This window comes from Halorubrum sp. CGM5_25_10-8B (assembly GCF_005435095.1).
Lineage (GTDB): Archaea > Halobacteriota > Halobacteria > Halobacteriales > Haloferacaceae > Halorubrum > Halorubrum ezzemoulense.
This window is the reverse complement of sequence record NZ_SGTY01000005.1, coordinates 116,291-142,687: the sequence shown is the minus strand read 5'-3', so window position 1 is coordinate 142,687 and position 26,397 is coordinate 116,291. Positions and strand designations below refer to the sequence as shown.

The 26,397-nt window shown below is 60.1% G+C and carries 19 protein-coding genes and 1 pseudogene; 13 read left to right on the top strand and 7 right to left on the bottom strand.

All coding sequences use genetic code 11. The annotated features are described in order from the left end of the window. The first annotated feature begins 128 nt into the window (after positions 1–128). Positions 129–1,919: an ABC transporter substrate-binding protein gene (locus tag EXE51_RS06255; RefSeq protein ID WP_049933237.1), complete on the top strand. Its 1,791-nt coding sequence runs from the start codon at positions 129–131 to the stop codon at positions 1,917–1,919. Positions 1,920–2,382: 463 nt separating this feature from the next. Here EXE51_RS06255 and EXE51_RS06250 read toward each other — a convergent pair whose 3' ends face one another. Beyond that, the gene (locus EXE51_RS06250) at positions 2,383–3,291 is read right to left on the bottom strand and encodes a dimethylarginine dimethylaminohydrolase family protein (RefSeq protein WP_080508694.1); all 909 of its coding nucleotides are present in this window, start codon (positions 3,289–3,291) and stop codon (positions 2,383–2,385) included. Between the two features lie 605 nt (positions 3,292–3,896). On the opposite strand from EXE51_RS06250, the gene EXE51_RS06245 reads away from it, so the two are divergent. Beyond that, complete coding sequence (locus tag EXE51_RS06245; protein WP_049933239.1) at positions 3,897–4,778, top strand: ParA family protein; 882 nt, start codon at positions 3,897–3,899, stop codon at positions 4,776–4,778. Then, on the top strand, positions 4,778–5,206 hold the full coding sequence (locus EXE51_RS06240; RefSeq protein WP_137692252.1) for a hypothetical protein: 429 nt from the start codon (positions 4,778–4,780) through the stop codon (positions 5,204–5,206). The genes EXE51_RS06245 and EXE51_RS06240 overlap by 1 nt, the downstream gene beginning before the upstream one ends. A 58-nt stretch (positions 5,207–5,264) precedes the next feature. Here EXE51_RS06240 and EXE51_RS06235 read toward each other — a convergent pair whose 3' ends face one another. From EXE51_RS06235 to EXE51_RS06220, 4 genes and pseudogenes are all read right to left on the bottom strand, one after another. Beyond that, positions 5,265–6,488 (bottom strand): site-specific integrase, encoded by a 1,224-nt coding sequence (locus EXE51_RS06235; RefSeq protein WP_094583309.1) that lies wholly within the window; start codon positions 6,486–6,488, stop codon positions 5,265–5,267. A 379-nt stretch (positions 6,489–6,867) separates the two neighbouring features. Beyond that, positions 6,868–7,553: pseudogene (locus EXE51_RS06230) on the bottom strand (transposase); the annotation flags it as partial. A gap of 238 nt (positions 7,554–7,791) precedes the next feature. Continuing rightward, on the bottom strand, positions 7,792–8,514 hold the full coding sequence (locus EXE51_RS06225) for an SDR family NAD(P)-dependent oxidoreductase (RefSeq protein ID WP_094583308.1): 723 nt from the start codon (positions 8,512–8,514) through the stop codon (positions 7,792–7,794). Between the two features lie 62 nt (positions 8,515–8,576). Then, a complete protein-coding gene (locus tag EXE51_RS06220; RefSeq protein WP_094583307.1) occupies positions 8,577–9,527 on the bottom strand; it encodes an LLM class flavin-dependent oxidoreductase in 951 nt (316 codons plus the stop codon). A gap of 160 nt (positions 9,528–9,687) precedes the next feature. Between EXE51_RS06220 and EXE51_RS06215 the strand changes: the two genes are divergently transcribed. The 4 genes from EXE51_RS06215 to EXE51_RS06205 all read left to right on the top strand — a co-directional run bounded on the left by EXE51_RS06215 (position 9,688) and on the right by EXE51_RS06205 (position 15,365). Continuing rightward, a complete protein-coding gene (locus EXE51_RS06215) occupies positions 9,688–11,481 on the top strand; it encodes a M28 family peptidase (RefSeq protein WP_137692251.1) in 1,794 nt (597 codons plus the stop codon). A 147-nt stretch (positions 11,482–11,628) separates the two neighbouring features. Beyond that, positions 11,629–11,793, top strand: coding sequence for a hypothetical protein (locus EXE51_RS17510; protein WP_158413881.1), 165 nt, complete (start codon positions 11,629–11,631; stop codon positions 11,791–11,793). 242 nt (positions 11,794–12,035) lie between these two features. Beyond that, the gene (locus EXE51_RS06210; RefSeq protein ID WP_137692250.1) at positions 12,036–13,523 is read left to right on the top strand and encodes an amidase; all 1,488 of its coding nucleotides are present in this window, start codon (positions 12,036–12,038) and stop codon (positions 13,521–13,523) included. Between the two features lie 102 nt (positions 13,524–13,625). Continuing rightward, entirely contained in the window at positions 13,626–15,365 is a 1,740-nt protein-coding gene (locus EXE51_RS06205; RefSeq protein WP_137692249.1) for a M28 family peptidase, read from the top strand. A 550-nt stretch (positions 15,366–15,915) separates the two neighbouring features. Here the strand turns inward: EXE51_RS06205 and EXE51_RS06200 are convergent. Next, the gene (locus EXE51_RS06200) at positions 15,916–17,646 is read right to left on the bottom strand and encodes a M28 family metallopeptidase (protein ID WP_094583304.1); all 1,731 of its coding nucleotides are present in this window, start codon (positions 17,644–17,646) and stop codon (positions 15,916–15,918) included. A 494-nt stretch (positions 17,647–18,140) separates the two neighbouring features. Between EXE51_RS06200 and EXE51_RS06195 the strand changes: the two genes are divergently transcribed. The 5 genes from EXE51_RS06195 to EXE51_RS06175 are packed head-to-tail and all read left to right on the top strand — an operon-like array spanning position 18,141 to position 23,978. Next, positions 18,141–19,598 (top strand): ABC transporter substrate-binding protein, encoded by a 1,458-nt coding sequence (locus EXE51_RS06195; protein ID WP_158413880.1) that lies wholly within the window; start codon positions 18,141–18,143, stop codon positions 19,596–19,598. A gap of 40 nt (positions 19,599–19,638) precedes the next feature. Next, entirely contained in the window at positions 19,639–20,637 is a 999-nt protein-coding gene (locus tag EXE51_RS06190; protein WP_094583302.1) for an ABC transporter permease, read from the top strand. Further along, positions 20,637–21,587: an ABC transporter permease gene (locus EXE51_RS06185; RefSeq protein WP_094583301.1), complete on the top strand. Its 951-nt coding sequence runs from the start codon at positions 20,637–20,639 to the stop codon at positions 21,585–21,587. The genes EXE51_RS06190 and EXE51_RS06185 overlap by 1 nt, the downstream gene beginning before the upstream one ends. A gap of 4 nt (positions 21,588–21,591) precedes the next feature. Continuing rightward, positions 21,592–22,710 (top strand): ABC transporter ATP-binding protein, encoded by a 1,119-nt coding sequence (locus tag EXE51_RS06180; protein ID WP_137692247.1) that lies wholly within the window; start codon positions 21,592–21,594, stop codon positions 22,708–22,710. Continuing rightward, positions 22,707–23,978, top strand: coding sequence for an ABC transporter ATP-binding protein (locus EXE51_RS06175; protein WP_137692246.1), 1,272 nt, complete (start codon positions 22,707–22,709; stop codon positions 23,976–23,978). The genes EXE51_RS06180 and EXE51_RS06175 overlap by 4 nt, the downstream gene beginning before the upstream one ends. A 30-nt stretch (positions 23,979–24,008) precedes the next feature. Here the strand turns inward: EXE51_RS06175 and EXE51_RS06170 are convergent, their stop codons facing one another. Beyond that, positions 24,009–24,728: an aspartate/glutamate racemase family protein gene (locus tag EXE51_RS06170; RefSeq protein WP_094583298.1), complete on the bottom strand. Its 720-nt coding sequence runs from the start codon at positions 24,726–24,728 to the stop codon at positions 24,009–24,011. 133 nt (positions 24,729–24,861) lie between these two features. Here EXE51_RS06170 and EXE51_RS06165 point away from each other — a divergent pair, with 133 nt between their 5' ends. Beyond that, positions 24,862–26,373: a carboxypeptidase M32 gene (locus tag EXE51_RS06165; RefSeq protein WP_094583720.1), complete on the top strand. Its 1,512-nt coding sequence runs from the start codon at positions 24,862–24,864 to the stop codon at positions 26,371–26,373. Positions 26,374–26,397: the final 24 nt, after the last annotated feature.

The following is a 26,397-nucleotide window of genomic DNA, read 5'->3' as shown; positions in this document are numbered from 1 at the left end:
TCCTTACACCAAAAACGGCTAACCACATCAGGATTTAAATTCCTACCATATTTGTCATAGTCATGCCGAATTCCGATTCGGACCGCACAAGAAGAAGGTTCTTACAGTCGACTGGCGCGCTCGCAGCAATGACGGCCGTTGCTGGGTGTTCGGGAGGAAGCGACGAAGAGGTCCCAGACGAGTTGGACGATGGTGGAAACGCGACTGATGGTGAAGACAACGATGAGAGCGCTGAGACAACCAGCGATGGCGAGAAAACGCTGCGCCTGTTGAACGCGTCGATCAACACGTTCGACCCGCCAGCAAATGTCCTTTCATCTGCCAATGAGGTCATCTTCCAAGTTTTCGACGGGCTTGTTGGGAAGCCGGAAGGAAAGTCAGGCGTTGTTAACCAGCTCGCGACTGAGTACGAAATTTCCGATGACGGGCTGACGTACACCTTCACACTCACTGAAGACGTAGTTGCTCACAACGGGAGTTCGGTCGGGGCTGCCGACGTTGTATACTCTTGGGAACGCGTCGCAGCGTCTCCAGATTCCTCGTCGGCGTTCCTGTTGCTCTCAGACCTTGGGATCGAACACGAGACAAACGAAGAGGGAGAGTACGTCCCCGGATCGATGGCCGTGGAGGCTGTTGACGACAGGACGGTCGAGGTGACGCTGTCATCACCATACTACGCGGCGCTCGATATCATGTCAGACGCGACGTTTGCCGTCCTTCCAGAGGGAATCGTCGGTGACATCGAGGGGTATGACGGTGAAATGGAGTACGACGAGTTCACTACGTCCCCGGTTGGAACCGGCCCCTTCGAGTTTGACACGTGGACGTCTGGCGAGGAGATGGCAGTGACTGCCTTCGACGAGTACCACGGCGAGGCGCCAATGGTCGACCGCGTCCACTGGCAGGTGATCGAAGACACCAACGCCCAGTACAACTACGCGATGAACCGGAACGTCGACGCGTTCTCGATCCCGACCGCCCAATATGATCCTGAGCTGGCGACGGTCAACGAGACGCAAGACAACGGTCTTCAAGTTGGTGAGTACGGGCCGGTACAGAACGGTGATATGGTCGATTACCTCCGGATTTCCGGGTTGAGCACGCAGTTCATGTTGTTCAACAACGACCAAGTGATCGAGCCAGCTCGGAAGGCCGTTGCGTGGGTGATGGATCACGAAGAAATCGCCAACAGCGCGTACAAGGGCCGAGTCGAGCCGGGGTATCACATGACGCCTGCGACCCTCTTCCCGGGCGGCCCGGAAGCGGCGGAGGAACACGCCCGCGAGAACTACCCGTACGGATACAACGAGTCGAACATCGAGGAGGCCCGCCTGATCATGGAGGAGGCCGGCTACAGCGACGACGACCCGTACGAGTTCGAGATTCTCAACGTCGAGGACACCACCTACGAGCAGATCTCCAATGACCTCCGGGACCGCCTCTCGGCTGCGCACATCGAGGTCTCCATCAGCACGGCTCCGTTCTCGACGCTGCTTGACCGCGAGTTTGCTGGCAACCGACCGGCCGGGCTCGGCGAGTGGGGGATGTCGTGGGCGGATCCGCTCAACGTCCTCGCGCTGCTGTATCCGCCGAACACCCGCTCGACGGACAACGAGGGGGTCAGCGGAAACCCGCTCGTCGCGCTCAACTGGGTCGACACCGAGGCCTCACAGACCGCTCGCGACTCGTGGAACACGATGCAAGAGAACTCGACCCGCGACGACGCCGCCAGGGAGCGCTGGGAGGAGGCGCTCATCCAGATGGAGGAGGCCAACTGGGAAGATTGCGCGATGATCAACTACGCGTACCCGGCCGCAGAACGGTTCTCGTACGACTGGGTGGACATGCCCGAGTTTGGCGAGCTAGGGGCTCTGAGCCGGTACACTGGCGTCGATATCGATACTGACGCACAGCCTTGACACCCTCCCCGCGCTAAAGCGCGAGCCGCTCTCCTCGATTCTCCATAAATACCACGCTGCTGGCAGCTCTTTTTTTACTCATCGGGCTCTGTTGAAACCCTGTCCTTCAGATATATTATCGTCTGAAACAGCTGGTCGCTGAAGGGTGCTTACCCGTTATTTGTCGAGTGACTGATCACATCTCTGAGAAGCACTCCACCGCTACTGATGGCGATTAATCCACCGGTAGCTTGGAGGACAGCTGGAAGGGCACCATTTGAGGGCCCGGAAAAAACGAGTACGAGAGATAGCCCGATTAGCATCAAATACAACGGAGTCTCATACATATCTGAACGTTCTCTCTTCATTGTTTAATATCTGTGAATTGACCTCGACCGAGCCGAAATATATCACTCGGTAAGGATTTCAACAGAGTCACTCATCGCTATTGTCGACAGCGCAGACGATACTGGCGCGTTTCCGCCTAGTACGGAAACGCCATACACGCCACCGAGCCGCCTGCTTTCATAAATTCATCTGTTGATACATGGAGAGTCTCATACCCGTGTGACTCGAGCGCGTGGATAGTTTGGTGGTTTGACTCTTCGATGACAACGACGTCACCTGACAGCGAGTGGCAGTTACACGCGAAGTGATCCTGTGCTGCCTCTGGTGAGACTTCTATCAATGTTTCAAATAACGTGTCAAGTTTTTCTCGGCCTGCGTCAGTAAACGCGTCAGGACACACAACGGCCGTCTGTTCGTCGATAGCTGAAAAGCAAACATCGAGATGGTAGTATGAGTCGTCAGTGAGTTCAAGCGGAACGACGCCGACATCGTAGCGGTCTGCTATTTCCCGGTATGCCTCGAGGTCAGTTCGTGGCCCGTAACCACCCCAGAGGAGGCGACGCCCCGGATGCCAGCGGGCATCGCCGCACCCCTCGAACGGAACATCCGTACGAAGCTGCTCAGTTGGAATATCCCGGTTGGTACACCACTGCTTGAAGTAAGCAGGCTCATCATGTCGTTCTTCAGTTGCCATCTGCGCGAGCAGGAACCCGTCGCGATCTGGAAGCGAAAGGGCATGATTCGAGCAGAAGGTAATATCTGGGAGTTCCCCGGGCGGGGCAACTTCGACCTCGCTAAGATCGTCCCAAACTGCGTCGACATCCATGATCGAAACGTCGGCCAGATCCTCATATCTGGATACGAGATCGTGCCACTGTTGGTTCGCAGTGGAACTGTCCACGCCGGACACCATGTACGGATTAATCTCGTAGTCGACGGAGAAATGCGTCGGAGTAGTAAATAAGACTGATTCGTCTCTGGATCGTCGTGAGAATGAGTCAAGTGGCGGAAGCGCATTCGGGTCAACGTAGAGGTTGTCAGTCATCGTGAACAGACACACTACCTCATCACCTGCTAATAAGACTTGGGCAACAGTAGCTTTCGCATGAAATTCCAGCCGTTTGTTTGCTAATTTGGCTACGAAGTGAGTCAAATAGTCAGTTCTGGTGGTGATATCTGTCTATATAAATATACACAATTAGAGCGACCCGTATCAACTTGGGCCCCCTAGAACGTCAGTGGAGGACGTCAAAAATACTGAGTAGAGCAATACTGAGGGAGGCAGTCACTGCGCCACACAATACAGGTTATGTTACCAAGATCATGTAAACGAAATATTGAGTCCAAGCCAATTCCCAGCTGAGGGTGGCGGTATAAATTTATATTTTTCTAATAAAAGATCAACTACCGTAGTCGTGGGGGAGCTATCACAGGTCGGGTTTGGGCCTTGAGCATATCACATACAAATATGTGTTAGATGCCTTATTACTCTATCTGAGAAATCTAGGGTAGATTCCTTTCATACATATCTGAGTATGAAACCTAACTCAGTAGTCTTACTTAGAGATCTTACTTAGAGGTCTAAGATAGATAAGAGTCATAGATGAATGTCTGACGTATATTTATGTGGTATGTCTCTAATAATGCTGTATGCTCTCGTACACGGTTTACAGCGAGGCTGGCGGCGTCGGGAAGACGTCGCTAACCGCGAATATCGCCTGTGCGCACGCCCGAGCGGGGCTTGATGTGTTGGTGATTCCGCTCGATCCACAGGACGGGAACCTGAGTCGGCTGTTCGACGTCGACGACGACCGGAGTGATTCAGCAGCAGACAGTCTCGTGCGACACCTTGTCGATAACCCGGGCGGCGACTTCGACGATCTGATTCGGACGGCAGAGGGTATTGATATTATTCCGGAACACAACACCCTTTCAGATCTCTCAGACCACTTAGCACGAGAGAAAAGTCGGGCCGAAGACTTCGGCGATGCGTACAACATCTACGCGCAACTCCGGCGTGTCCTCGTTGAGAACGATGTGCCGGACCGGTATGATGTTCTTATCTGTGATCCTCCAGCAACGGAGTCAGATCATCTCTATAATGCGATCTATGCGACGAGGAACCTCCTCATTCCGTTTGAGCCGTCCGCAAAGGGAGAAGCGTCCGTTGAGGGCTTAGAGGAGCTTGCGACGAACTTCGCGGATGAATTGAATATCGAAGTTGGGGTGCTTGGAGCCGTCCCAATCGAGTTCAAGGGGACGAGAGATCAAAACGAGATCGTCGAGGACGTGCCCTTCGAGGTTCCGGAAGTGATCGGCGACCGAACATCGATGATGGAGGGCTGTTGGCGACACCAGTGTAGTGCGTTTGAATTTGTGCGAACGCACCGGAGCCGACGCCGCGACTACGAGGTTGAGACGCTGGCAAAGTTCGATCGAATTGCTCGCTCGCTTGAGACGCAGGGCGGCATTGTGGCGCCCTCGCCGCCTGAGCCAGGCGCGTTGGACGATCCTGAGGAGGTGACCGTCTGATGGGGGGATTCAAAGAGGGCACTGTGAATGGGTGGGAGGACGAGGAAGAGGACGACGATGAGCCGGAGGTCGAACCCGCTTCCTCGTCCGACGTGGACTCGAAAAGCGACCAGGCAGAGACAACTGAGGTGGAGATAGAGACTGGAGCGAGCAGCAGCGCCGACAATAGCGGACGCGACACAGCAAGGAGTGACATTCCGTGGATATTACGCCGAAACAGCATCACAGACGGGCGAGAACAAACGGTCCAGCTCCACCTCCAAGAAGACACGCTGAACGTCCAGCGGACACAGAAGTCGATTATTGAGAGCCGACTCGGAGAAAGCGTGCGGAAAGCGGATCTCCGTGAGGCAGCGCTCCTGGTTGGACTTCAACACACGGATGATGTTGTCGACGTGCTCGAAGGGTGGGGATACGCGCTCGAATGATATCGCAGTATATGGTTTATTAGACAGTCAGCATCCACGGACAGCCGGCCGACGATAGCTACTCATCCGCTGAGAAAATGTCGCTGCCCACGTCAGAGAGTTCACCCGCCTCCTTGTGGGCATACATCTTCGATGTCGTTGATGGATCCTCGTGTCGGAGGACCCGTTGCGCGTCACTGAACCCCGCTACATCGTAGTACGCCTCACCAACGCCACGGCGAGCGCCGTGGAGGGTGAGATACGCTTTCGAGTCGTCTGAACAGTCCACAGCGGCTGCCTGAGAGTGCTTTTTGAGCGTGTATCGGCCGCCTTCCGTAGTTAGAGCCGGCGGGGTGAGGTCCCGTTCACGAAAGGCATCAACGAGGTCTGCGGTGCCGAGACTCGTAACCGTGTCAATAGTCTCTGGATCGGCGTCACGCTCCTGAAGTTGACTTCGCGCAGCATCCCGCAGGGATGCGAGGTGGAACGAAGGGAACACGGGCCACGCATCGGTGGGCGGGTCGAGGAGCGTCTGCCAGCGGTTGAGGGCACTAACGGGACGATCTGTCAGCGGTGCCTTCTCGATTTGCTGGCTTTTGCCGAGGACTGTCAATACCTCCTGGTCAGTATCGATATCCCCCCATGTGATTCCCGTCCGCCGGTCATCGCGACTAGAGGCGAGGACCTCGGCACCGCGGACGCCAGAGAATCCGATGACGTAGACGAGCGCCCGGTCACGGGCAGCTGTGAGTGCTTCTCGGCTCTGCGGATCCGCATCAATCGCCGCATACGCTCGCTCGTCGACGTACGAGACGATTGTCTCGCGCTGCTGGGTCGACCAGAACTGCTGTTTGCTAGAGTCGGTTGCGGGCCGGTCAGGCATTTCGTCTTTTGCGCGGTCGGTATCCGCGGGGTTCTCTGGGATGTACTCCCACTGCTGGCAGTAACGGAGGTATGCGGAGACGAGCGAGTAGTAGTTCCACGCAGTGGCTGCTGTGATCCCGTCCGTGTCATTGCTGGCTCGACGGGCATTCACCCGTCGGGCGAGGTGACCGGCATACCGGGCGAGGTGACGACTGTCGACCGCTTCTACGGTAGTCACGCCTTGGCCATTCATCCATTCGATCCAGTCCGGGACGACGCGTTCGAGCGCTTGAACGTAATTGCCGGATCGCTGCGTCGTTCCGTCCTCGGACTCGCCAAGCGTCTTCGCCTTGGCGTCGAGAAAATCGGTCAGGGGCTCGTCGAGTGGTGTTCCACTAGTCGTGTCCCCGGGTTGAGGGCCGTCAGTTGGCTGTACCATCGATTTAGCTTCACCGACAGCGGGCATCCTCAAAAATCTACTTGTGACTACTACACTAATCCAAAGTAGGTGCGGGTATTAGCTATAATAGCGTATGAGCTCTTCTGAAGCTGATTTTCATACGATCAAGCCTCACTACTTGTCTGATAAATCTTATTTCGATATATAGAATCTATAGGTCGAGAAGTTTTACAGTTTCGGAGGATAAGCTAGTTTCAGGTCGAATTAGCATCAATTCGTGGTGATTTGGAGCGTTCTGGGATCAATTTTGAATCACTACTCTCGAACTACCAGACGAGCGTACGAAATTGCGTGGATTTTGGCGCTGCTGGATACGGTTGTCACTCTTGAGCGGCGGACCCAGCGAGAGCTCAGCCGATTAGTCGTGCGGGATCAACGCCGAGGCAACGAGCTCAACACACTCACCCGCAGTAATCACAGGCGCGTAGTCCATCTCCTCGTCGACACCTGCTTTCAGCAGGAAGTCGGTCAGCCGCCAGATATTGTATAGGAGTACTGCGAACACGAAGTAGAACAGGCGAACGCGGTAGTCTTTCGAGGAGGTCTTGGCGAGAAAGTCACCTTTGATCGATTTGTACTCACTCTCGATCTGCCACCGGCGGCTGTAGCGCTGAAAGATTGTCTCGGCTTCCTCGGGACCGACTCGAAGATTCGTCGCGAAGACAGCCGTTCCCTCTTTGCTCGTCGACGGTACGTATAGGAGCCGCATTGGATACGATCCAGATTCTACATGGACAGAAGCCGACTCAACAGCCACCTCTTGGTCGTCTTCCTCTATTTGTTCGAGTACATCCTGTTCGGAACTGGAGACTCGCTTCGGGATGAGGTAGTTCACATCAGGGTTTGAGAGCGTCTGAAACACTTGTATCGAGTCAAGCTCTCGATCACACAGCACCGTCTCGATTGGAACGTGTTCTTTCGCTCATTAAACCAATCGTCGCACAGCACGATATATCTGATTCGACGGTTCTCGTCCTACTCAGAACTCTCTCGGACTGGCTCAACCGCCAGAACGAGCGGGATGTTCCGCCCGATGATCTCCAGATCATCCTAAGAGACGAGTTCTTGCCAGCGGTGTATATTAGTTGTCGCGACTATGAACATAAACCGGCGCTGCCTCGCGAACCGCTCCCGGAACTCAGCCGTTGTAGGCGTCGATGGAACTCAACGTCAGGAATGGTCCACAGAAACTACGCTAATTCGCGGAGTTACGTGACCCCAACACCGGCTCCAGCAGGTGTAGGAAACGACCAATTCGTTCTTCACTATGCGATAGCGGGCATTAAAGTGTCGCTCCGCCATCTACGTCGACGACTGCGCCGGTCATATAGCTGGCTCGTTCTGAACAAAGGAAGTCGATCAGTGCTGCGACCTCCTCGGGCTGGCCGAGGCGGCCAAGCGGTACATCGTCGGTGAATGCATTAATCTCTTCATTAGTCCAGAGCCCAGAGCCAGTCGTCAGCGGTGTATCAATCAAGCCGGGGACGATACAGTTCACCCGGACGTGGGGACCGAGCTGTTTGGCCAACCCCTTTGTGAGCCCGAAGATGCCGGCCTTCGAGGCAGAGTAGTGGACTCCGCCGCTGGCGGACCCGCGCTTCCCAGCACCCGAGGAGACGTTCACGATCGCGCCGTGCTCGCGCTTGTACATCCGCGGCGCGACCGCGTGAACGAGGTTGTACTGCCCGGTGAGGTTCACGTCTAGTACCTCCTGCCACTCTTCGGGGCCGAGGTTACCGATCCACTCGTAGCGGGAGATTGCGGCGTTGTTGATGACCGCGACCACGTCGCCCTGTCCTTCCACATCGTCGACGATCCCGTGGACGCGCTTGTGGTCACGCACGTCGGCGACGTATCCCGCCACATCGTCAAACTCGGCGGCAACCTCATCTATGGCGTCGTCGATATCGATGCCAGCGACGAGGTCGTAGCGCTCCCGCAACTGGTCGACTGTCGCGCGTCCGATACCGCTCGCCGCACCCGTCACGATTGCTGCGTCGGTCATACGCGGAGATCGGCATGAGATGACTTACATGTTCCCCGATGGCCAGCGGCAGCGACTAACGATCAGTCGAACTGCTGGGCGACCTCCTTCGCGAACAGTTCCGGCCCGGTGGCGTCGGGAAAGTCGACGAATTCGAGAACGATCTCCTCGAAGCCCGCGTCGCGATAGCGTTCGAGGTCCGCTGCCACCTGCTCAGGTGTACCCACGAGGTGGAACTCGTCGTCGTCTAGGTTTTCGGGGCGGAACCGTGGGACTGCGTCAAGAATTTCCTCGACTTCTGCTTCCGTCTCTCGAATCACACACCGCGCGAACCACGACTTCTCGATAGCCTCGAAGTCGGTCTCATAGGTTTCACAGTGATCTCGTAACACGTCGAGTTTGCCGCGCAGCATCTCAAGATCTCCCCAGTAGTTCCACGTATCGGCATGCTTAGCGGTGATGCGGAGCGTGAACTCCTCGCCGCCCCCGCCGACCATGATCGGCGGGTGCGGATCTTGGATCGGGTGGGGGCGGCCGTCGGCGTTGTCGAGCTGGTAAAAATCACCGTTGTACGCCACATTACTACCGGTCCAAAGCGCCTCACAGACCTCGATAGTCTCCTCGAGCCGTCGTAAGCGCTCAGGCGCGCTGGGCCAGTCGTAGCCGAACGCTTCCGCCTCGTCTTGCTTCCAGCCGGCGCCAAGCCCCACTTTCAGTCGCCCCTCGGAGACGTGGTCCAACTGCGCGAGTGCCTTCGCTAGCAGGGGGCCGTGGCGGAGTTGATCGTTGAACGTTTTGGGGTAGAGATAAACGTCCTCGGTGACGCCCGCAAGGCCGGCGAGCGTCGAGAACCCCTCAGTCGTCGGCCCGGAACCAGCCATTATGTGATCAGGAACTGCCAGGCCGTCGAACCCAAGTGACTCGACAGTCCTAGCGTAATCGCGCTGATCGCCCCATGATAGTTCGTCGCAGAACGCGAGCGTACTGTACTCCGAGCTACCCGCACAGACGGGCACGTTGAGGGCGAACTCCATACTTATCTCTCTATTTCACGTTACTTGATACCATCTATCGCGGCGAACTGGACCTCCCACGGGAACGACGGGAGGGTCACCTACTCACCATAGTGAACGGCGTGCAAACACGTACCAATGTTTATATTAGCTCCTATCCACCCAGCGAATGCGAGCTACAATGAGCCGACCGACCACCAACAGAGACGCCCTCAGCCAGTTCGAACAGCGTCTCTACGATGAGGCATCGCTTGACGAGCCGTGGAATCTTCTTGAGGAGTTCTCCACGCTGAACCGCGTCTCCGGGAGTGCGGACGAGGTCGCGGCTGCCGACTACGTCTGCGATCGACTCGACGCCACCGGGGTCACCTACGAACGCTACGAACCCGAACTGTACATCAGCCAGCCACATGACGCCACAATTGAGACCCTCAACAAGGAGTTCGAGTCCGGACCTGTCAAGACAGTCTCCTTTTCGGATTCGACGACCGTTTCCGGCCCTGTCGAGTACGTTGGCGCCGCAGGCGGTGACTTGCTCGCGAACGACAACGACCCCCGGGAACCGTACCACGATGTGGGCGACCTGACCGGGAAGATCGCGCTGGCAAAAGCCGGCAGCCTCTCGATCCGCGCGGTGAGCAAACTCTCTGAAAAGGGCGCTATCGGCGTCATCACCATCCACAAACACGACCGCGAGCCACACAACGGCATCGCTACACCAATCTGGGGCGGTGCGCCCCGCTACGACGAACGGAATAAGATCCCGGACGTACCGATCGCGAACGTCAACAGCCCTGATGGCGAGACGCTGATGAAGTGGGCCGAGAGCGACGTGGGACTGGAACTCGAACTCTCGACCGATCTCACGACCGAGTGGATGGAGTGTCCTGTCGTTGTAGCCGAGATTGAGGGTGAGGCCGACCCCGACAACGACGATTTCGCCCTCCTCCACGGGCACTACGACTCGTGGTACGTCGGTATCACCGACAACGCCACCGGCGACGCCGGCCTCCTCGAGGCCGCCCGGGTATTCGAGGAGCACAGCGACAAACTGGAGCGTAACCTCAGAGTTGCATGGTGGCCAGGCCACTCGACCGGACGGTACGCCGGGTCGACGTGGTACGCCGACGAGTTCGCCCAAGAGCTGGCAGAGAACTGCGTCGCACAGGTCAACATGGACAGCCCAGGCGCGAAGGACGCGACTGAGTACAAGGACATGTCCTGCTGGTGTCCCGAGGCTCACGACCTTGTGGGCGAGGTCATCGACGACGTAACGGGCGCGCCGTACGGCGAGCAGTTCCCGTTCCGTGCGGGCGACTATTCTTTCGACAACCTCGGGATAACAGGCTTCTTTATGCTTTCCTCGAGTATTCCAGCGGACATACGTGAGCAGCGTGGATACCACAGTGTTGGCGGCTGTGGCGGCAACTCCGACGCTTGGCACGTCTCGACGGACACGATGGACAAAGCAGGCGAGGAGGAACTCCTACGGGACATCCGGGTGTATCTGGTCTCAGTCGCTCGCGTTCTGAACGCGGATGTGCTCCCATTCGACCACGCTCGGAACGCTGCGAAGCTCCGGGAGGCCGTCAAACGCTACGACGATACTGCCGGTGACCACTTCGACTTCTCGCCGACGGTCGATCGCCTCGACACGCTAGAAGCGGAGATCGATGCGTTCCAACAGGCCGCACGGGCCGGCGAGATCGAACCGGTGACAGCCAACGAAGCCATCAAGTCGCTCTCTCGGGTACTGACACGGCTCTACTTGGTCGAACGTGGCCAGTTTGAGCAGGATTCTGCAACTGGCCGTGAACCGTTCCCACGATACTCGGTCGCTCGGAAGTTTGAGATCGTCGACGGTGACGAGGCGAAGTTCGTCGAGACGCAGCTTACTCGTGAACAGAACACCGTCATCAGTGAACTTGAGCGGGCACGTGATATCGTTACGGACGTTACAACGGGTGGTGCCTGACGATCGATGTCTGCTATCCCGTCCCTAGAGGTGGCCTGTTGGGCGAGGAGAAGGAACGACGCAGGCGAGTCGCGAACGAACTCACCTCAACGATGTTGAGGTGACAGTGATTGAGGCGGGTGGCCTTGGCCCGGTACCGTCGAACGCATGGTGCGCGAGGGGACCGCACCGGTCGTGGAGAATGACGCCAAGACGCTGTTTCCGGGCTACATGAGCCTCTCCTCCGCCCAGGGCCACGGCGAGATCAGGGAGCGTGTTCGCGTTCGGTTCCCCAACCTCGCAGGCCTCGTACTCGAGACGGCGGCCGGGTAGGCGGGCCACGACGTCGCTTAGAGCTCGGCGACGTACCTCGTACCGGAGTTCGAGAATTCAGTGACCTGTTGAGTGGGACACAGGTCGCGGCCGACGACTATTAGCCACGAGGGGGGCTAGTCAACTCCAGAGTCTGCGACGGCTTCGGAACAGGACATCGATGCCCACGGGACCGGCCCGCCCCGACTCAGGCAACCCGTCGCCTGCGAAGCTATTTGATGCGTCCGCTGTGAACATCTCTCATGAACGACGAGCCAAGTGTCACGGCTGACGACATCGGTCGGTACGCCGAACGAGCACGACTCGACCCGAGCCGGTTCGACCCGGAAGAGCAGGCAGCCGCCATCGAGGCACAGGATAACATCGTCGGCCGTCTCGACGACCTCGAGGCGGCAACGACGCCGGATCGGGAGTACTGGGAGCCGGACGAGGCGGCCGACCCAAACGCGGCGTTTCTGACACGCTGTGACCTCCGCCGAACCGACGATGGCGTCCTATCGGACCTGACAGTTGCTGTCAAGGACAATATCGCGGTCGCGGGGCTCCCGATGACCTGTGGGTCGCCGCTGCTCGAGAACCACGTCCCGGCCGAAGATGCTACTGTGGTCGAGCGAATCTTGGATGCGGGCGGACGAATCCGCGGGAAGGCCAACATGGACGAGTTCGCCCTCGGCGGCGACGCGGCGACAATGCGGTTCCGGTTGGCGCGGAACCCCACTGACTCTTCACACCAACCCGGCGGTTCCTCGGCCGGGAGCGGGGTCGCTGTCGCTGACGGCCTTGTGGACGTCGCGCTGGGGAGTGACACCGGTGGCTCTGTTCGGTTCCCAGCGTCGTTCTGTGGCGTCGTCGGCGTGAAACCCAGCCGGGGGCTCGTTCCCCTGACTGGCTTCGTCCAGTTCTCGAAGCTCAACGACGAAATCGGTGTGCTCGCCGACACGGTAGAGGATGCCGCCCGAACACTTGACGCGATCGCAGGGCCGGACCCACATGATGCTGCCACGGACGGGTCGACCCCCGAAAGATACGTCGGCACGGTTGACGACATCGACACTGGTGCGGTCGAATCACTCACCGTTGGTGTTCCCGAGGAGCTGTTCGGCGGTGACCCGGCCGTCGACGAGACGGTGCGGGCGGCCGTTGACGACCTCGTGGCCGCTGGTGCGACCGTCCAGTCTGTGTCAATCCCGAACTTCGAATACGCCATCCCGGCGTGGTGGGCTATCGCGATGACCGAGTTCGCCGCCTACGTTGAGCGAGACGGGACAAACTTCTGGCAACGCTCGGTCGCAGACCCGACGTTCGCGACGGCCGTCAAGGAAGCGCTCGCTGATCGGTCCGACAAACTCGGCGACTACCCCACGGATGTGTTCCTCTACGGTCAGTACCTTCTCGCTGAAGACGGACCCGAGTACTATGCGAAAGCTCAGCGTGCCCGGGAGTTGGTGACAGCCGGCGTAGCCGAGGCACTCTCGACGGTCGACGTGCTCGCGGGGCCGACGACGCCGATGGTCGCGCCGGTGTGGGAGGGCGAGAACTACTTGGAGGACAGTACACTCGACGAAGCGGTCCGGACGACGGGGCCGTTCAACCTCACCGGTAACCCAGCGGTATCGGTGCCCTGTGGCACACACGATGGGCTCCCGGTCGGCCTACAGTTCGTCGCCCGGCGAGGCGCCGACGCGACTGCGCTCCGCGCGGCGGCGATCTGGGAATCGCTCGACTGGTAAGCAGCTCGATCGCCGTCGAAACACGCAGTTTTCGCACGGTTCGTTGGCGGAAACCGGACCCGGTCCCGTCAGGCTTATTTTACTACTCTCCTCCTTATGCGTGTGATTGATACAGTTGACCGAACGACGGAAGACGGCCTCGTCGACGAGATCGACCGGGGTGCGCTGGAGGCGCATATCGACGCGCTGGCAGACCTCCGGCGGTATCCCGGGACGGACGACCAGTGGGAGGCAGCCGAGTACATCGTTGACGAACTCGCCGCTGACGGCGTCGACGCCGAACTACAGACGGTGGAGGCGTACACGAGTGTCCCGGTGTCCGCGACGGTAACCGTCACCACCCCGGTCCGGAAGCGCATCGACGACTCCATCACCACCGCATTCAGTGCGAACACGCCCCCAGGCGGGGTCAGCGGCGAACTGGTCGCCGTGGATTCGGTCGGCCACAGCACGACCGACCTGCCCGATGTGGTGGGGAAGATTGTCTTCACGCAGGGACTCCCGACGCCGGGAGCCGTGCGGGCCATCGACCAGGCCGGTGCGCGTGCGGCCGTGTTCCAGTCGCCGACAGCGGGACAGCTCCATGAGATGATCGTCTCTCCCATCTGGGGATCGCCGTCGGTGGACGACGTCAACGAGCTCCCCGACCTGCCGGTGGCGGAGATACGTCAAGTCGACGGCGAGTGGCTGGCGGCGCGGCTAGCCGGCGACGACGTCGTAATTACAGTCGAGACGGAAGCACGGACCGAGCAGCGGGAACTACCGTGCCCCGTCGCGCGCATCGAGGGCACCGAGAGCGACCGCTACACGGTCATCGGCAACCACATCGACTCGTGGCACGAAGGCGTCACCGACAACGCCACGGCGGTCGCCGCCTCGATGGAGCTGGTCCGCGTGTTCGCCGAGAACCCGCCCAAACGGGGTGTCGTCGTCGGGTTCTGGCCCGGCCACTCGATGGGACGTTACGCCGGGAGCGCCCGGTACGCCGACCAGAACTGGCTCGACCTCCGTGAGAACGGGATCGCATACATCCACCTCGACCTGAACGGCCTCAACGGCGCCGACCACCTCTGGGCACAGCATATGGCCGAGGTCGGCGACGAACATCTCGACGTGCTTGAGGACGGGCCGCTCCCGCTCGACGTCGCAGGGGATGACGGCGGGCTGCTCGGCGACGGCAGTCGGCCGGGCCGGAACTCCGACCAGTCGTTCTGGGGCGCGGGGCTCGCCTCGCTGCTCTCCGGCGCACGCTTTAGCGGGGACCACGACGACGGCGGCCCCGTCGGCGGCGGCTGGTGGTGGCACACGCCCGAAGATACCCGCGACAAGGTCGACTTCGACCTGATGGCGGAGGAGGCCCGACTGTACGCGGCCATCGTTTCCCGGCTCTCGAACTCCCCAGTACTCCCTCACGACTACCGGGAAACTGCGACGGAGATCCGCACCCTCACCGAGCAGATTGACGCCGAGGCCGAGGGAGAGATTGACTTCGAGCCGGTATACGATCGCCTCGACCGGCTTGACGCCGCTCTTGAGGAGTTGGTCGCGGTCGCGAACGACGTCGACGCCGACGGCGTCGCAACCGCCGTCGAGGACGTTCAGGTCCGGCTCGGGAACCTCCTCATCCCGGCGCTGTACATGGAGGCACCGGCGCACGAGCATGACCCGGCGCTGCCACACGAACTACTCCCGTACCTCCGGGTCGCCGAGTCGCTCCCGGACCGCGCCGGCCCGCGAGAGGGGTTCGCCCGGACGAAAGCCGTCCGCGGCGTCTCGAAGCTCGCACAGCGCGTCGGGAAGGCCGCCGACGCCGTCGAGTCGTTCCTCGACGATCGGGTGTAGGCGTACTCGGGTCCGTTCAGGGGCGCAGAAGCGAGGACCCGCAGCCACCCCGAGGGCTCGGTAGAACCCCGAGACGACCTTGTCGGCGAACAGTTCTACGCCGGTCGCTTCGGGGAAGTCACGAACCCGAGCACGACTCCGTCGGCACCAAGGTCGGCGCCCACCTTCGCGAACAGGGGGTCGTGGCGAAGCTTGTTTTTCACCGTTCTGGGGGCAGCGTCACGGCCTCGGTTGCCTCCGCGAGCGCGGTCAGCGTCGTGAAATACTCGGCTGTCGCGTTGTCACCCGCGAGCAGATGTCGGGGACGCCGCTGCCGTCGAACCCCGGGGCCTCGGTGGCCAGGGCGAACGACCGCTGTTTCTCACACGAGATCGGGTCACAGAACGCCAACGTGGAATACTCGGACGCGCCGGCAGCAGTCGGAATGTTGGCTGCGAACCGAATCACTTCACCACTCCCGACCACCGTTGACATCCTCCCTACGCTGAAGCGCGAGGCTTTCTCCTTGATTCTGCGTAAAGAACTTCCCCTGTAACGACGGCGGAGTCGCCTACAGCGACCGGCGCAGCCGTCGGAGCTCAGCCAGAATATCGTTTCGCGCACGCTGGAGCTGGAGTTCGAGGAACCGCTCTTCGTCGCCGTCGAGATCGGCGAGCCGCTCGACGGGCGCGAGCCGTGGGAACGGCGGGCGACTCTCGGCCGGGTCCTGCTTGAATTCGCCCTCCGTGACGAACTGGAGGCGGGTGACCCGCTTCACCAGCCTATCGGCGGCGTCGGGGTAGCCGTCGGCGTCGTCGAGGAACGCCATCGTCGCCCCCCGGAGCTCGTCCAGTTCGTCAATCACCGGGCCGAGGTCGAAGCCGCTGGCCGCGTCGTACTCCGCGGCGACCGACGCGAGCCGGTCGATGGCCCGAACCGGGTCAGCGGGGCGTTCGGCTCGACTCAGCCGGGCCGTAGCGAGAGTGTACACTTCCGTGTCCCGCTTGAGCACGTCGGGGTCGAATTTCTCGATCGTGTCCGTCGTGAGGTGCCATGCGTCGGCGTGGCCGCCCGAGCCGCCGACCGGGTGGTAGCCCCGTTCCTCGCGGACGGGCTCAGGGATGCTCGACTGGAGAGACATTCCCGGCACCCCGAGGTTATTAAACGAGTAATCGCCGGCACGCGCCGGCCGGAACTCCGCGGTCGCCTTACCGCTCACATCTTCAATGGCACCGACCGCGACGTCGTGGACCGCGGCCATCCACTTCACGCGCTCGTCGTACGCAGTCGCGTCGGCGACGCCCGGCGAGTCGACATTCACGTGTGCGACGCAGCGCTCAGCCAGCGCAGCCGCGAACTCGTCGGTGAACCACGTGGAACCGGCGTATCTCCCCGTCGAGTGGCCGGGCCACCACGCTACCCACACGTCTCGACGGAGCTCCTCGCGGTGGTCGTGAAGGACTCTGGCTAGTTCAAGAAGGGCGGCGTCGCCGGTCGCGTTGTCGGTGACGCCTTCGTGCCACGAGTCGATGTGGCCGTGTGCCAGCACGAACTCGTCGACGGCCGGCGCAGCTGCGCCGAGGATCTTCGCCACCACCAGCGGCGCAGCCTTCCACTCGGTCGTCGTCTCGGCGGAGACGGTAACTTCGGCCCCGTTCGCGGCTCTCTCACGGAGTTTGCGGCCGTCGCTCGCGGAGACGTTTGCGACCAACAAGTCCGGAACCCGCTCACGGTCCTCGTACGGCGGCGCGCCGCCCCAGACTGGGGTGACGATTCCCTCGTGCGGCTCGCGCTCATGGGGATGGATACCGATGAACGCCTCGGCCCCTCGGTCGGACAGCTCACCGATCGCGCTGATCGGGATGATCGACTCGCTCAGCACGACGGTTCCGGAGAGGTCTGACGGCAGTCCGTCAAGCGAAACCGAGAGCATGGACTCGATCGACTCCATCTCGTCGTCGTTCTCGACGTAAACGAGGTCGCCCCCGACCGTGCCGTTCGCTGAGAACGAGACCGTCTTGGCCGACGCCGCCGTCCATCTGTCGTCGGTTTCGATGCTAGCCCCGTGGGGCGTGCTCAGATACAGCGACGGCTCGAACAGTTCGTGGTCAATGCTGAACCCGTCGAGCCGATCCGTCACGTACGCAGCCGCCGACCGCTCGCCTTCGGTGCCCGAGACGCGCTCGAGTTCGGCGAACCGTTCGACGAGCGACCACGGCTCGTCGGCCGACACGTCGTCGACGATGGCGGCGTCGACGCCTGATAGCGATGGCTTTCCGCCCTCGTAGAGTCTCCCATCCATACCGCATCTTCAGTACCCCCTCTGTAATAGTTTCTCGTACGTGACATTCTACCGGTAGAACGCCCAGAACACGGTGGCAGATGTGGCGCCGGCCAGCCTGGCGGAGCAGTACCAAGGAGGTCCGAATCCGGATTGCCGTCATCTTAGCGACAGCACAGTTTTATTCGGCATTCTACAATTAATATTTTTATGTTATAAGCTGTTCGGAATCAGTTAATTATGTTAGGACAACAGGTCGCCTGAGACAAACATTTATATAAGACTGGTGAATCGTTATAGCTATGCCTGAGAATGATTGGCAAGATAACCGTCGGAAGTTTATCCAGGCCGCCGCATCGGCCGGCCTCGTAGGTGTTGCGGGCTGTACTGGTGGTGATGACACTGAGACGCCGACTGATAACGATTCCAGCTCTTCCGGGGACGGCGACACAGACGGACAGACGTCGACGGCCACCCGTGGGGGCTCGCTGAAGTTCGCCCAGACGTCGTCACCGGTGGAGCTCGACCCCGTCAACAACAACGGCGGGAACTATTCGATCATGCTGAAGAACCTGGTATACTCACCGGTACTTGGGTACGACCGGAACACCAACCTCGTCCCGATCTTGGCTGAGGAGATTCCCACCCTCGAAGGTAACGAGTTCACGCTCAACCTCGACGCCGACGCGACGTTCCACAACGGGGACGCTGTGACCGCAGAGGACGTGAAGTACACGTTCGAGGCGACTGTCGAGGAGCAGACCAGCTATTCCTCGAACTTTAGCGTTGTCGACACCATCGAGGTCGAAGACGAACAGACCGCTCACTTCACACTGAACGAACCGTACGTCCCGATCCTCCACGCCATCGCACACCCGGTCGCACCGAAGAGCGTCCGCGAGGAGGACCCCGAGGGGTTCGGTATCGACACATTCGTCGGTTCCGGCCCGTTCGAAGTGACGGACTTCGAGGAGAACGACCACGTGACGATGGTCGGCTGGGACGACTACTGGGGCAGCGGCAGCCCCAACCTCGACGAGGTGAGGTTTACGCCGATTAATGAGCCTACCAACCGTGTGACGCAGCTCCAGACCGGCGAGCAGGACGCGATCAACCGCATCCCACCCCAATTCTGGAGCACCATCCAAGAGATGCCCGATGCGGACGTCATCGAGGGTCCCTCGTTGAGCTATCAGTTCGCCGCGTTCAACCAGAACGAAGGGGAGTGTGCCAAGCGCGACGTACGGCTAGCCATCGACCACTGCGTTGACCTCGATCAGGCCATCGACCAGTACATCAAGCCGGGCGGGGGTCGGATCCACAGCCCGCTACCCGCCTCTGTCGCGGAAGCGTGGGATATGCCCCTCGACGAATGGACCAACAGCTGGGCCGAAAAAGACATCGACCGCGCACAAGAGCTGTTCGAGAGCGCTGGCGTCCCCGACGACTGGACCTGTAACATCATCGTCTCCTCGACTGAGAAACGCCGACAGGTCGCGGTTTCCATCTCCAACGGTATTCAGGAGGCTGGCTACGACGCGCAGGTCCAGTATCTCGACTTCGCGACGATGCTCGACCGGTTCGACTCTGGCGACGCCAGCCAAGTCAACATCTATCTGCTTGGTTGGACGCGTGCCCCCGAACCGGACCGCTTCATGTACGAACTGCTCCACATGGACGGCGCGTTCCAAGGGCAGTACTACGACAACGAGCGGTTCAACGAACTGCTGGCCGAGGCCCGAGTTACGACCGACCGCGAACAGCGCCGCGAGATGTACATCGAGGCGATCGACCTCTTCATCGAGGACCGCGTCCATCTCCCGCTGTACTACACCTCCGTGTCGATGGGCGTGAAGGACTACGTCGAGAGACTGAAAACACACCCTGTCACAACGTATAACCCATACCTCTACGGCGACCGAAACAACACCAACGCCGACACCGAAGGCTCGAACGTCTGGATGGATCAGTAACTCTTCCCCGACGACCGTTTTCGCACTCACGACGACATAGATGTCGCACTTACGATACACTATCAAACGGCTGCTCCAGGCGATTCCGGTGCTCCTCGGCATCACATCGATCACGTTCCTCCTGATCAACGCGATGCCCGGCTCGCCGGTGGAAGTGATGCTCGGCCCCACCGCGAGCGAGGAACTCATCGCTGCCGCCGAGGACCGCTACGGGTTCAACCAGCCATTGTACGTACGATACGTCAAATACATTTTCGCGGCATTAGGCGGTGACCTAGGACGCAGTATCCACTACGGCGTCCCGGTCACGACTAAGATCTTAGAGCGCCTGCCTGTTACGCTCTTACTACTGGCGTCGAGCTTCGCCTTTGCCCTCAGCGTCGCAATCCCACTAGGCATCGTCTCTGCACGTCGCCGGAACCAGCCGGTCGACCACGGCTCCCGCGTCGTCTCCCTAATCGGTGTTAGCACCCCTAACTTCTGGATCGGACTGCTCCTGATCATTGTGTTCGGCTACCACCTCCAGGTGCTCCCGTCGAACGGGCTAGTGATGCCACTGAGTCCGATCTCGGAGGTGGAAGGAGCCACCTCTAGGATCGACGTGCTGGTCCAAACCGCCAAGAGCCTCATCATGCCCACCGTCGCGCTGGGGACGCTCCAGATGGCGGCGGTCTCCCGCATCGAGCGGTCGTCGATGCTCGAAGTGCTCGGCCGGGACTACGTCAACCTGGCCCGTGCGTTCGGGGTGAAGGAGTCCGTCATCACCCGGAAACACGCGTTCCGCAACGCGCAGTTGCCCGTCGTCACCATCATCGGGCTCCAGCTCACCTCTGCGTTGGGCGGGGCGGTGCTGACCGAGACCGTCTTCAACATCAACGGGATGGGCCGGCTGATCATTCAGGCAGTTCGCACGCAGGACTATGCGCTCATCATGGGGACGACGCTGTTCTTCGGCGTCATGTTTGTTATCGGGACGCTGCTCACCGACCTGACCTACGCGTACCTCGATCCCCGCGTCACTTACGAGGGTGAGGAGTGATGGCGACTGAAACACAAGAGGCCGAAAGCGAGGAGTACGAGTCTCGTGTGGGAGCCTCCTATGCCCTCTCTCGTCTGCTTCAGGACACGACCGCCCGGATCAGCCTCGTACTGATCGCGATCATCTCGGCGATGGCGCTGTTCGCGTTCGTTGACGCCGAGCTCCTCGACTACCGGCTGGCAGAGACATACCTCTATCACCCGCTACAGAACAATGCTGGCACCCGACCGCTCCTGCCGCCGGCTGGGCTGAGCAACCAGTTTGGCGATGGCGTGCTGGCCCACCCGCTGGGAACCGACACACGAGGTCGGGACATTGCGATCCGGTTGCTCTACGGCTCCCGGATCGCCATTCAGATTGCGCTGGTCTCGACCACCATCGGCGTGGTCGTCGGAACCACTGTCGGCGCTGTCTCCGGCTATTACGGCGGCTGGGTCGACGACGCGCTGATGCGGTTCGTGGAAGTACTCTACTCCATCCCGTTCCTGGTGCTCGTGATCGCATTTATGGCCGCGTTCGGCCGGGAGCTCATCTACGCTATGATCGGGGTAAGCATCATTTCGATTCCGATCTTCGCCCGGCTGATTCGTTCGGAGGTGCTCAGCATCCGCGAGGAGACGTACGTTGAAGCCGCCCAAGCCGCGGGCGTGAAAGATCGGAACATCCTGTTGCGCCACATCATCCCGAACAGCTTCGCGCCGGTCGTCGTCCAGACGACACTCCAGATGGGGACCAACATCCTGATCGTAGCCGGGCTGTCATTCTTGGGGTTCGGCGCCCAGCCCCCGACGCCGTCGTGGGGCCAAATGCTCTCGATCGCGCGCAACTATATGCTTCCGGCTCCGTGGTTTTCGGTTTGGCCGGGGCTAGCCATCCTGACCACCGTGATGGCGTTCAACATTCTCGGCGACGGGCTTCGCGACACGCTGGACCCGCGCCTCGAAAACTAACATAATGGCAACCAACACACCACTACTCTCAGTCGAAAACCTTCAGACACAGTTCGAAACCGCCGAAGGAACCGTCCGCGCCGTCGACGGCATCTCATTCGACGTTCACGAAGGGGAGACCGTCGGCCTCGTCGGCGAGTCTGGCGCTGGAAAGTCCGTCGCTATCTCCAGTATTCTCAGGCTGGTCGAGTCACCAGGTGAGATCGTCGGCGGCGAGATCCAGTTCCGCGGCGAAACCCTCATTAGCTTTGAGCAGGGCCCAGACGGGCAGCGCCGACGGAGCCCGGAGACTCTCTCAAATAAGGAGTTCCGGAAACGCATCCGGGGCCGAGAGATCGCGACCATCTTCCAAGACCCGATGGAGAGCCTCAACCCGGTTTTTACTATCGGTAGCCAACTCCAGGAGTTCATCGAAATCAACCGGAACCTCCCGCCGAAGGACGCACGGGACGTGGCGATCGAGACACTCCGGGAGGTCGACCTCCCCAAACCCGAGGACCGGTTCGATGACTATCCACATGAGTTCTCGGGAGGGATGCGCCAGCGGGTCCTCATCGCGATGGCGATCGCGTGCCAACCGTCGCTGATCTTGGCTGACGAGCCGACGACAGCGCTTGACGTGACCGTAGAGGGCCAAATACTGAATTTGGTTTCTGACCTCCAGGACGAGTACGGCACGAGCTTCGTGTGGGTCACGCACGACCTCGCCGTCGTCGCGGACATTTGTGACCGCGTGAACGTGATGTACCTCGGGCAGATGGCCGAACAAGCGGAGGTACACGACCTGTTCGACAACACCGAGCATCCCTACACGGAGGCCTTGTTGAACTCCGTCCCCCGACCCGACAAGACCGTCGAGTCACTCACCCCGATCAAGGGCGTCATGCCTGAGGCCATTGACCCACCCTCCGGCTGTCGGTTCCACCCGCGGTGTCCCGACGCCCGAGAAGTCTGCCGGGAGTTTAACCCGGAGCCACGGAACGTCAGCGACACCGCCAACCGACACAACGCAGCGTGTGTAAAACACGATGCCTTCGACGTCGACTACGAGCACAGTACGCCGATACAGTCCGACAGTGACCAGTTTGGTGAGGAATTACAGGTGACGGAGGGGAACGAATGAGCGAGGTCGAGAGCGAGGAACCGATTCTCCGCGTGGAGAACCTCAAAAAATACTTTTCGACAGGCAGTGGCGTGTTTGACACTCTTGAGTTCGACCTGAGCGGTGGGTTTCCACTCAAGCGTAACGTCGAACAGGTCCAGGCAGTAGATAATGTTTCCTTCGAAATCGAGCGCGGGGAGACGTTGGGACTTGTCGGTGAGTCCGGATGCGGCAAGTCCACGCTCGGACGGACGATCCTCCGGCTACTCCAGCCCACCGATGGGGATATTTACTTCAAAGGCCGGAACATCGCTGACCTCACAAAGAGCCAACTACGCCGCACCCGCAAGGACCAGCAGATGATATTTCAGGACCCGCAGTCCTCACTCAACCCTCGGATGAAGGTTGGACCGATTGTGGAGGAGCCGATGAAGGCTCACGACCTCTATGATAAGGTGGGGCGCGAGGAGCGAGCCCGGGAACTGCTGGAAGCAGTCGGCCTGGACCCCCAGCATTACAATCGCTATCCACACCAGTTTTCGGGCGGGCAACGCCAGCGGATCAACCTGGCACGTGCGCTCTCGGTCGATCCGGACTTCATTGTCTGTGACGAGCCAACTAGCGCGCTGGACGCGTCCATCCAGGCTCAGGTACTCAACACGATGCGAGAGCTACAGGATGATTTTAACCTCACATACCTCTTTATTAGCCACGACCTGTCAGTGATTCGCCATATTTCCGATCGGGTTGCGGTGATGTACCTCGGTCAGATCGTGGAACTGGCAGAGAAGGAGGAACTGTTCGAGGACCCGAAACACCCCTACACCCGCTCACTACTGTCGGCCATCCCGGTTCCCGACCCCTCGAAGGCGGGATTACGGACAATCCTACAGGGCGACGTGCCGAACCCGGTCGACCCGCCGTCAGGCTGCCGGTTCCGTACACGCTGTCCCGAGCTTATCGCCCCTGCGACCTACGACCTTGACGACGACGCGTGGGCGGCAGTTCGGAAGTTCATGCGCACGGTCAAGCGTCGAGCCTTCGATCCAGACGACCGCGCATCCGTCGAGAGCCAGTTCTTCAACGGGGTGACTATCGGTGCCGAAGCGGGCGCCGTCGTCGACGAGGCCGTCGACTACGTCCTCGCTGAGGAGTGGGAGAGGGCCACGAACCTACTCACCGAGTCCTTCGCCGAGCAGAGCATCTGCGCACGGGAGGAACCGGCGTACGAACTGCAGTCGGCGCAGGCAGCGAGTCGGTACGCTGCCTGCCACCTCCATCGGGAGTAACCGAACACCGGGGTGGCCGCGTGGCCGGCCCTACCCAAACAGGCTCGCTTCCCGCTCTTCCGAGAAAGCTGGGTAGGTAACCTGACTATGACACAGCTCCTGTTCGGCCCACATTGCGGCTGTCCCGAGGCTTATACGCACAGGATCCAGGAACGGGACTCCGAGGTCATCGGCGACCCGGTCGTGGACCTGCATGAACGCGAGACTCATACAGCCCGGGACGACTGACTCGGCGTTGTCCTCCTCGACGGCCGTCTCGGCCTCACGTCGCATCTTCTGAATGAGTTCCGCCGACTCGTGGTCAACGCTGAGCACACCCTGTTCGACGACGCGAACACTCGCCAGCTGTGAGCCGAGGTGGTCGGCGAATATCTGCCGCCGTTTCGAAGCTGGTGTCGAGCGGATTGTCAGACACGAGAACCGATCGGAGAGTTGTGCCGCGGTGTGAAACGTCGCCGACGCAGGCCCGACAACGGGCTTGTCGACGAACTCCCGAGCCGCTGCCAAGCCTGGGTCGCCGAAGCATCCAATGACGAATCCGTCGTAGCGGTCTCGGTTCTCTCTCAGTAGACGGAGCAGGCTCCGCACACACCATTCGTGTTCGACTTCGCTCTCGATCGAGAGCGGCCCGTCGTCTGCGTCGACGACCGTCACGTCGGCGGTAATCAGTCCGTTAGCAATACGCTCACGGCGGTCCAACTCGGCCGATTCCAATCCTTTCCCGGGGACGAGATACGCAATATCTGTCACGATCAGACCTGACGATTGTACTGAAATAAACCTATCTCCAACCTGTCCCGGGAGCAGTTACGACCGACGAAAAGATAGCGGCCAGAGTGGCGGGTAGACGTACTGTTTTATTGTCGTACGGTAACATGTATCTATGGACTCCGTACCCCCAGCAGACGCGTACCAGAAACTCCTCAACCGGGCCGAACGAATTGGCACGCTTGAGACGATGGACAATCTCCTGTTCTGGGACCAGCAGGTGATGATGCCACCCGGCGGGACGCCTGCGCGGTCGACCCAACGTGGGCTCGTTTCCTCGCTACAACACGAAGCACTCACTGGCGACGATGTCGAGGCATGGCTCGATACCGTCACCGACGCCGACCTAGACGATGACAAGAAGGCCGTCGTCCGGGAAGTCCGGCGGCAACACGAGCGGAAGGCGGCCGTGGACCAGGGCCTCACAGAAGACATAAACACGGTCATCTCCGAGGCCAACGACGCTTGGGAGGAGGCCAAGGCTAACGATGACTTCGACACGTTCGCCCCCTACCTCGAGGAGTTACTGGAACTCAAACGCAAACAGGCCGACCAGATCGACTCAGACAAGGAGCCGTTCGCGGTCATGTTGGAGGAGTACGAGCCCTACGTCGGTGTCGAGACTGCCGAACGAGTGCTCGACAATCTCAAGGAGGCGCTCGTTCCCCTCATCGAGGAAATTCGGGATAGCGATGTAGACCCCTCTGGCCCCTTTATCAAACATGGCCCTTATAACGCAGACACGCAGATGGAGCTGTCGAAAGACGCTCTCTCATTCGTCCAGTGTGACTGGGACCGCGCGCGCCTCGACACGTCGCCACACCCGTTCTCCTACGGCAATCGGTACGACATGCGTATCACGACCCGATTCCACGACCACTCGCCCGTCGATGGGCTGGACAGCTCACTTCACGAGTATGGACACGCAACCTACGAGATGGGGCTCGATGCCGACGAGTTCCCCGGTCCACTCGGTCAGTCCCGGAGCCACTCGATTCACGAGTCGCAGAGTCGTTTCTGGGAGAACCACGTTGGTCGTTCCGAGGCGTTTTGGGAGCAGTTCCTTCCCGTCGTTCAGAAACATTTCCCGCGGCTCTCGGACGTGACTCCACGGGAGGCCTACGAGGCCGCCAATCAGGTGTACGAGAACAACCTCACGCGTGTCGAGGCCGACGAGGTCACGTACCATCTTCACATTGTCGTCAGGTTCGAAATCGAGCGTGCGCTCCTGAACGGCGAACTCGAAGTTGAGGATGTCCCTGAAGTTTGGAACGATAAGTACGAGCAGTACCTCGGTATCCGGCCCGAAAACGACAGTGAGGGCTGTCTACAGGACATTCACTGGAGCATCGGTCGCATCGGCACGTTCCAAGGGTACTCACTGGGGACGGTGTTCTCCGCACAACTTCAGAGGTATCTCGAGGCGGACTTCGATACGTCGCTTGAGGAGTTGGTTCGGGACCGTCGGTTCGATGAGATCCAAGAGTGGATGGAAGAACACGTCCACCGCCACGGAAAGCGCTACCCAACCGACGAACTGCCAGAGGTGGCCACTGGTGAGCGACTCACAACCGAGTACTTTATCGACCGCATCGAGCAGAAGTACGCTGATATCTACGACCTGTAAGGTCGCATGAGCCCGCCGGTATCG

Excerpts from the sequence above, each read along its gene's own strand:
- EXE51_RS06215 (WP_137692251.1), top strand. The coding sequence starts at position 9,688 with ATGAGCCGACCGACCACCAACAGAGACGCCCTCAGCCAGTTCGAACAG.
- EXE51_RS17510 (WP_158413881.1), top strand. The coding sequence starts at position 11,629 with ATGGTGCGCGAGGGGACCGCACCGGTCGTGGAGAATGACGCCAAGACG.
- EXE51_RS06190 (WP_094583302.1), top strand. The coding sequence starts at position 19,639 with ATGTCGCACTTACGATACACTATCAAACGGCTGCTCCAGGCGATTCCG.
- EXE51_RS06240 (WP_137692252.1), top strand. The coding sequence starts at position 4,778 with ATGGGGGGATTCAAAGAGGGCACTGTGAATGGGTGGGAGGACGAGGAA.
- EXE51_RS06165 (WP_094583720.1), top strand. The coding sequence starts at position 24,862 with ATGGACTCCGTACCCCCAGCAGACGCGTACCAGAAACTCCTCAACCGG.
- EXE51_RS06200 (WP_094583304.1), bottom strand. The coding sequence starts at position 17,646 with ATGGATGGGAGACTCTACGAGGGCGGAAAGCCATCGCTATCAGGCGTC.
- EXE51_RS06255 (WP_049933237.1), top strand. The coding sequence starts at position 129 with ATGACGGCCGTTGCTGGGTGTTCGGGAGGAAGCGACGAAGAGGTCCCA.
- EXE51_RS06210 (WP_137692250.1), top strand. The coding sequence starts at position 12,036 with ATGAACGACGAGCCAAGTGTCACGGCTGACGACATCGGTCGGTACGCC.
- EXE51_RS06245 (WP_049933239.1), top strand. The coding sequence starts at position 3,897 with ATGCTCTCGTACACGGTTTACAGCGAGGCTGGCGGCGTCGGGAAGACG.
- EXE51_RS06185 (WP_094583301.1), top strand. The coding sequence starts at position 20,637 with ATGGCGACTGAAACACAAGAGGCCGAAAGCGAGGAGTACGAGTCTCGT.
- EXE51_RS06235 (WP_094583309.1), bottom strand. The coding sequence starts at position 6,488 with ATGGTACAGCCAACTGACGGCCCTCAACCCGGGGACACGACTAGTGGA.
- EXE51_RS06175 (WP_137692246.1), top strand. The coding sequence starts at position 22,707 with ATGAGCGAGGTCGAGAGCGAGGAACCGATTCTCCGCGTGGAGAACCTC.
- EXE51_RS06220 (WP_094583307.1), bottom strand. The coding sequence starts at position 9,527 with ATGGAGTTCGCCCTCAACGTGCCCGTCTGTGCGGGTAGCTCGGAGTAC.
- EXE51_RS06225 (WP_094583308.1), bottom strand. The coding sequence starts at position 8,514 with ATGACCGACGCAGCAATCGTGACGGGTGCGGCGAGCGGTATCGGACGC.
- EXE51_RS06250 (WP_080508694.1), bottom strand. The coding sequence starts at position 3,291 with ATGACTGACAACCTCTACGTTGACCCGAATGCGCTTCCGCCACTTGAC.
- EXE51_RS06180 (WP_137692247.1), top strand. The coding sequence starts at position 21,592 with ATGGCAACCAACACACCACTACTCTCAGTCGAAAACCTTCAGACACAG.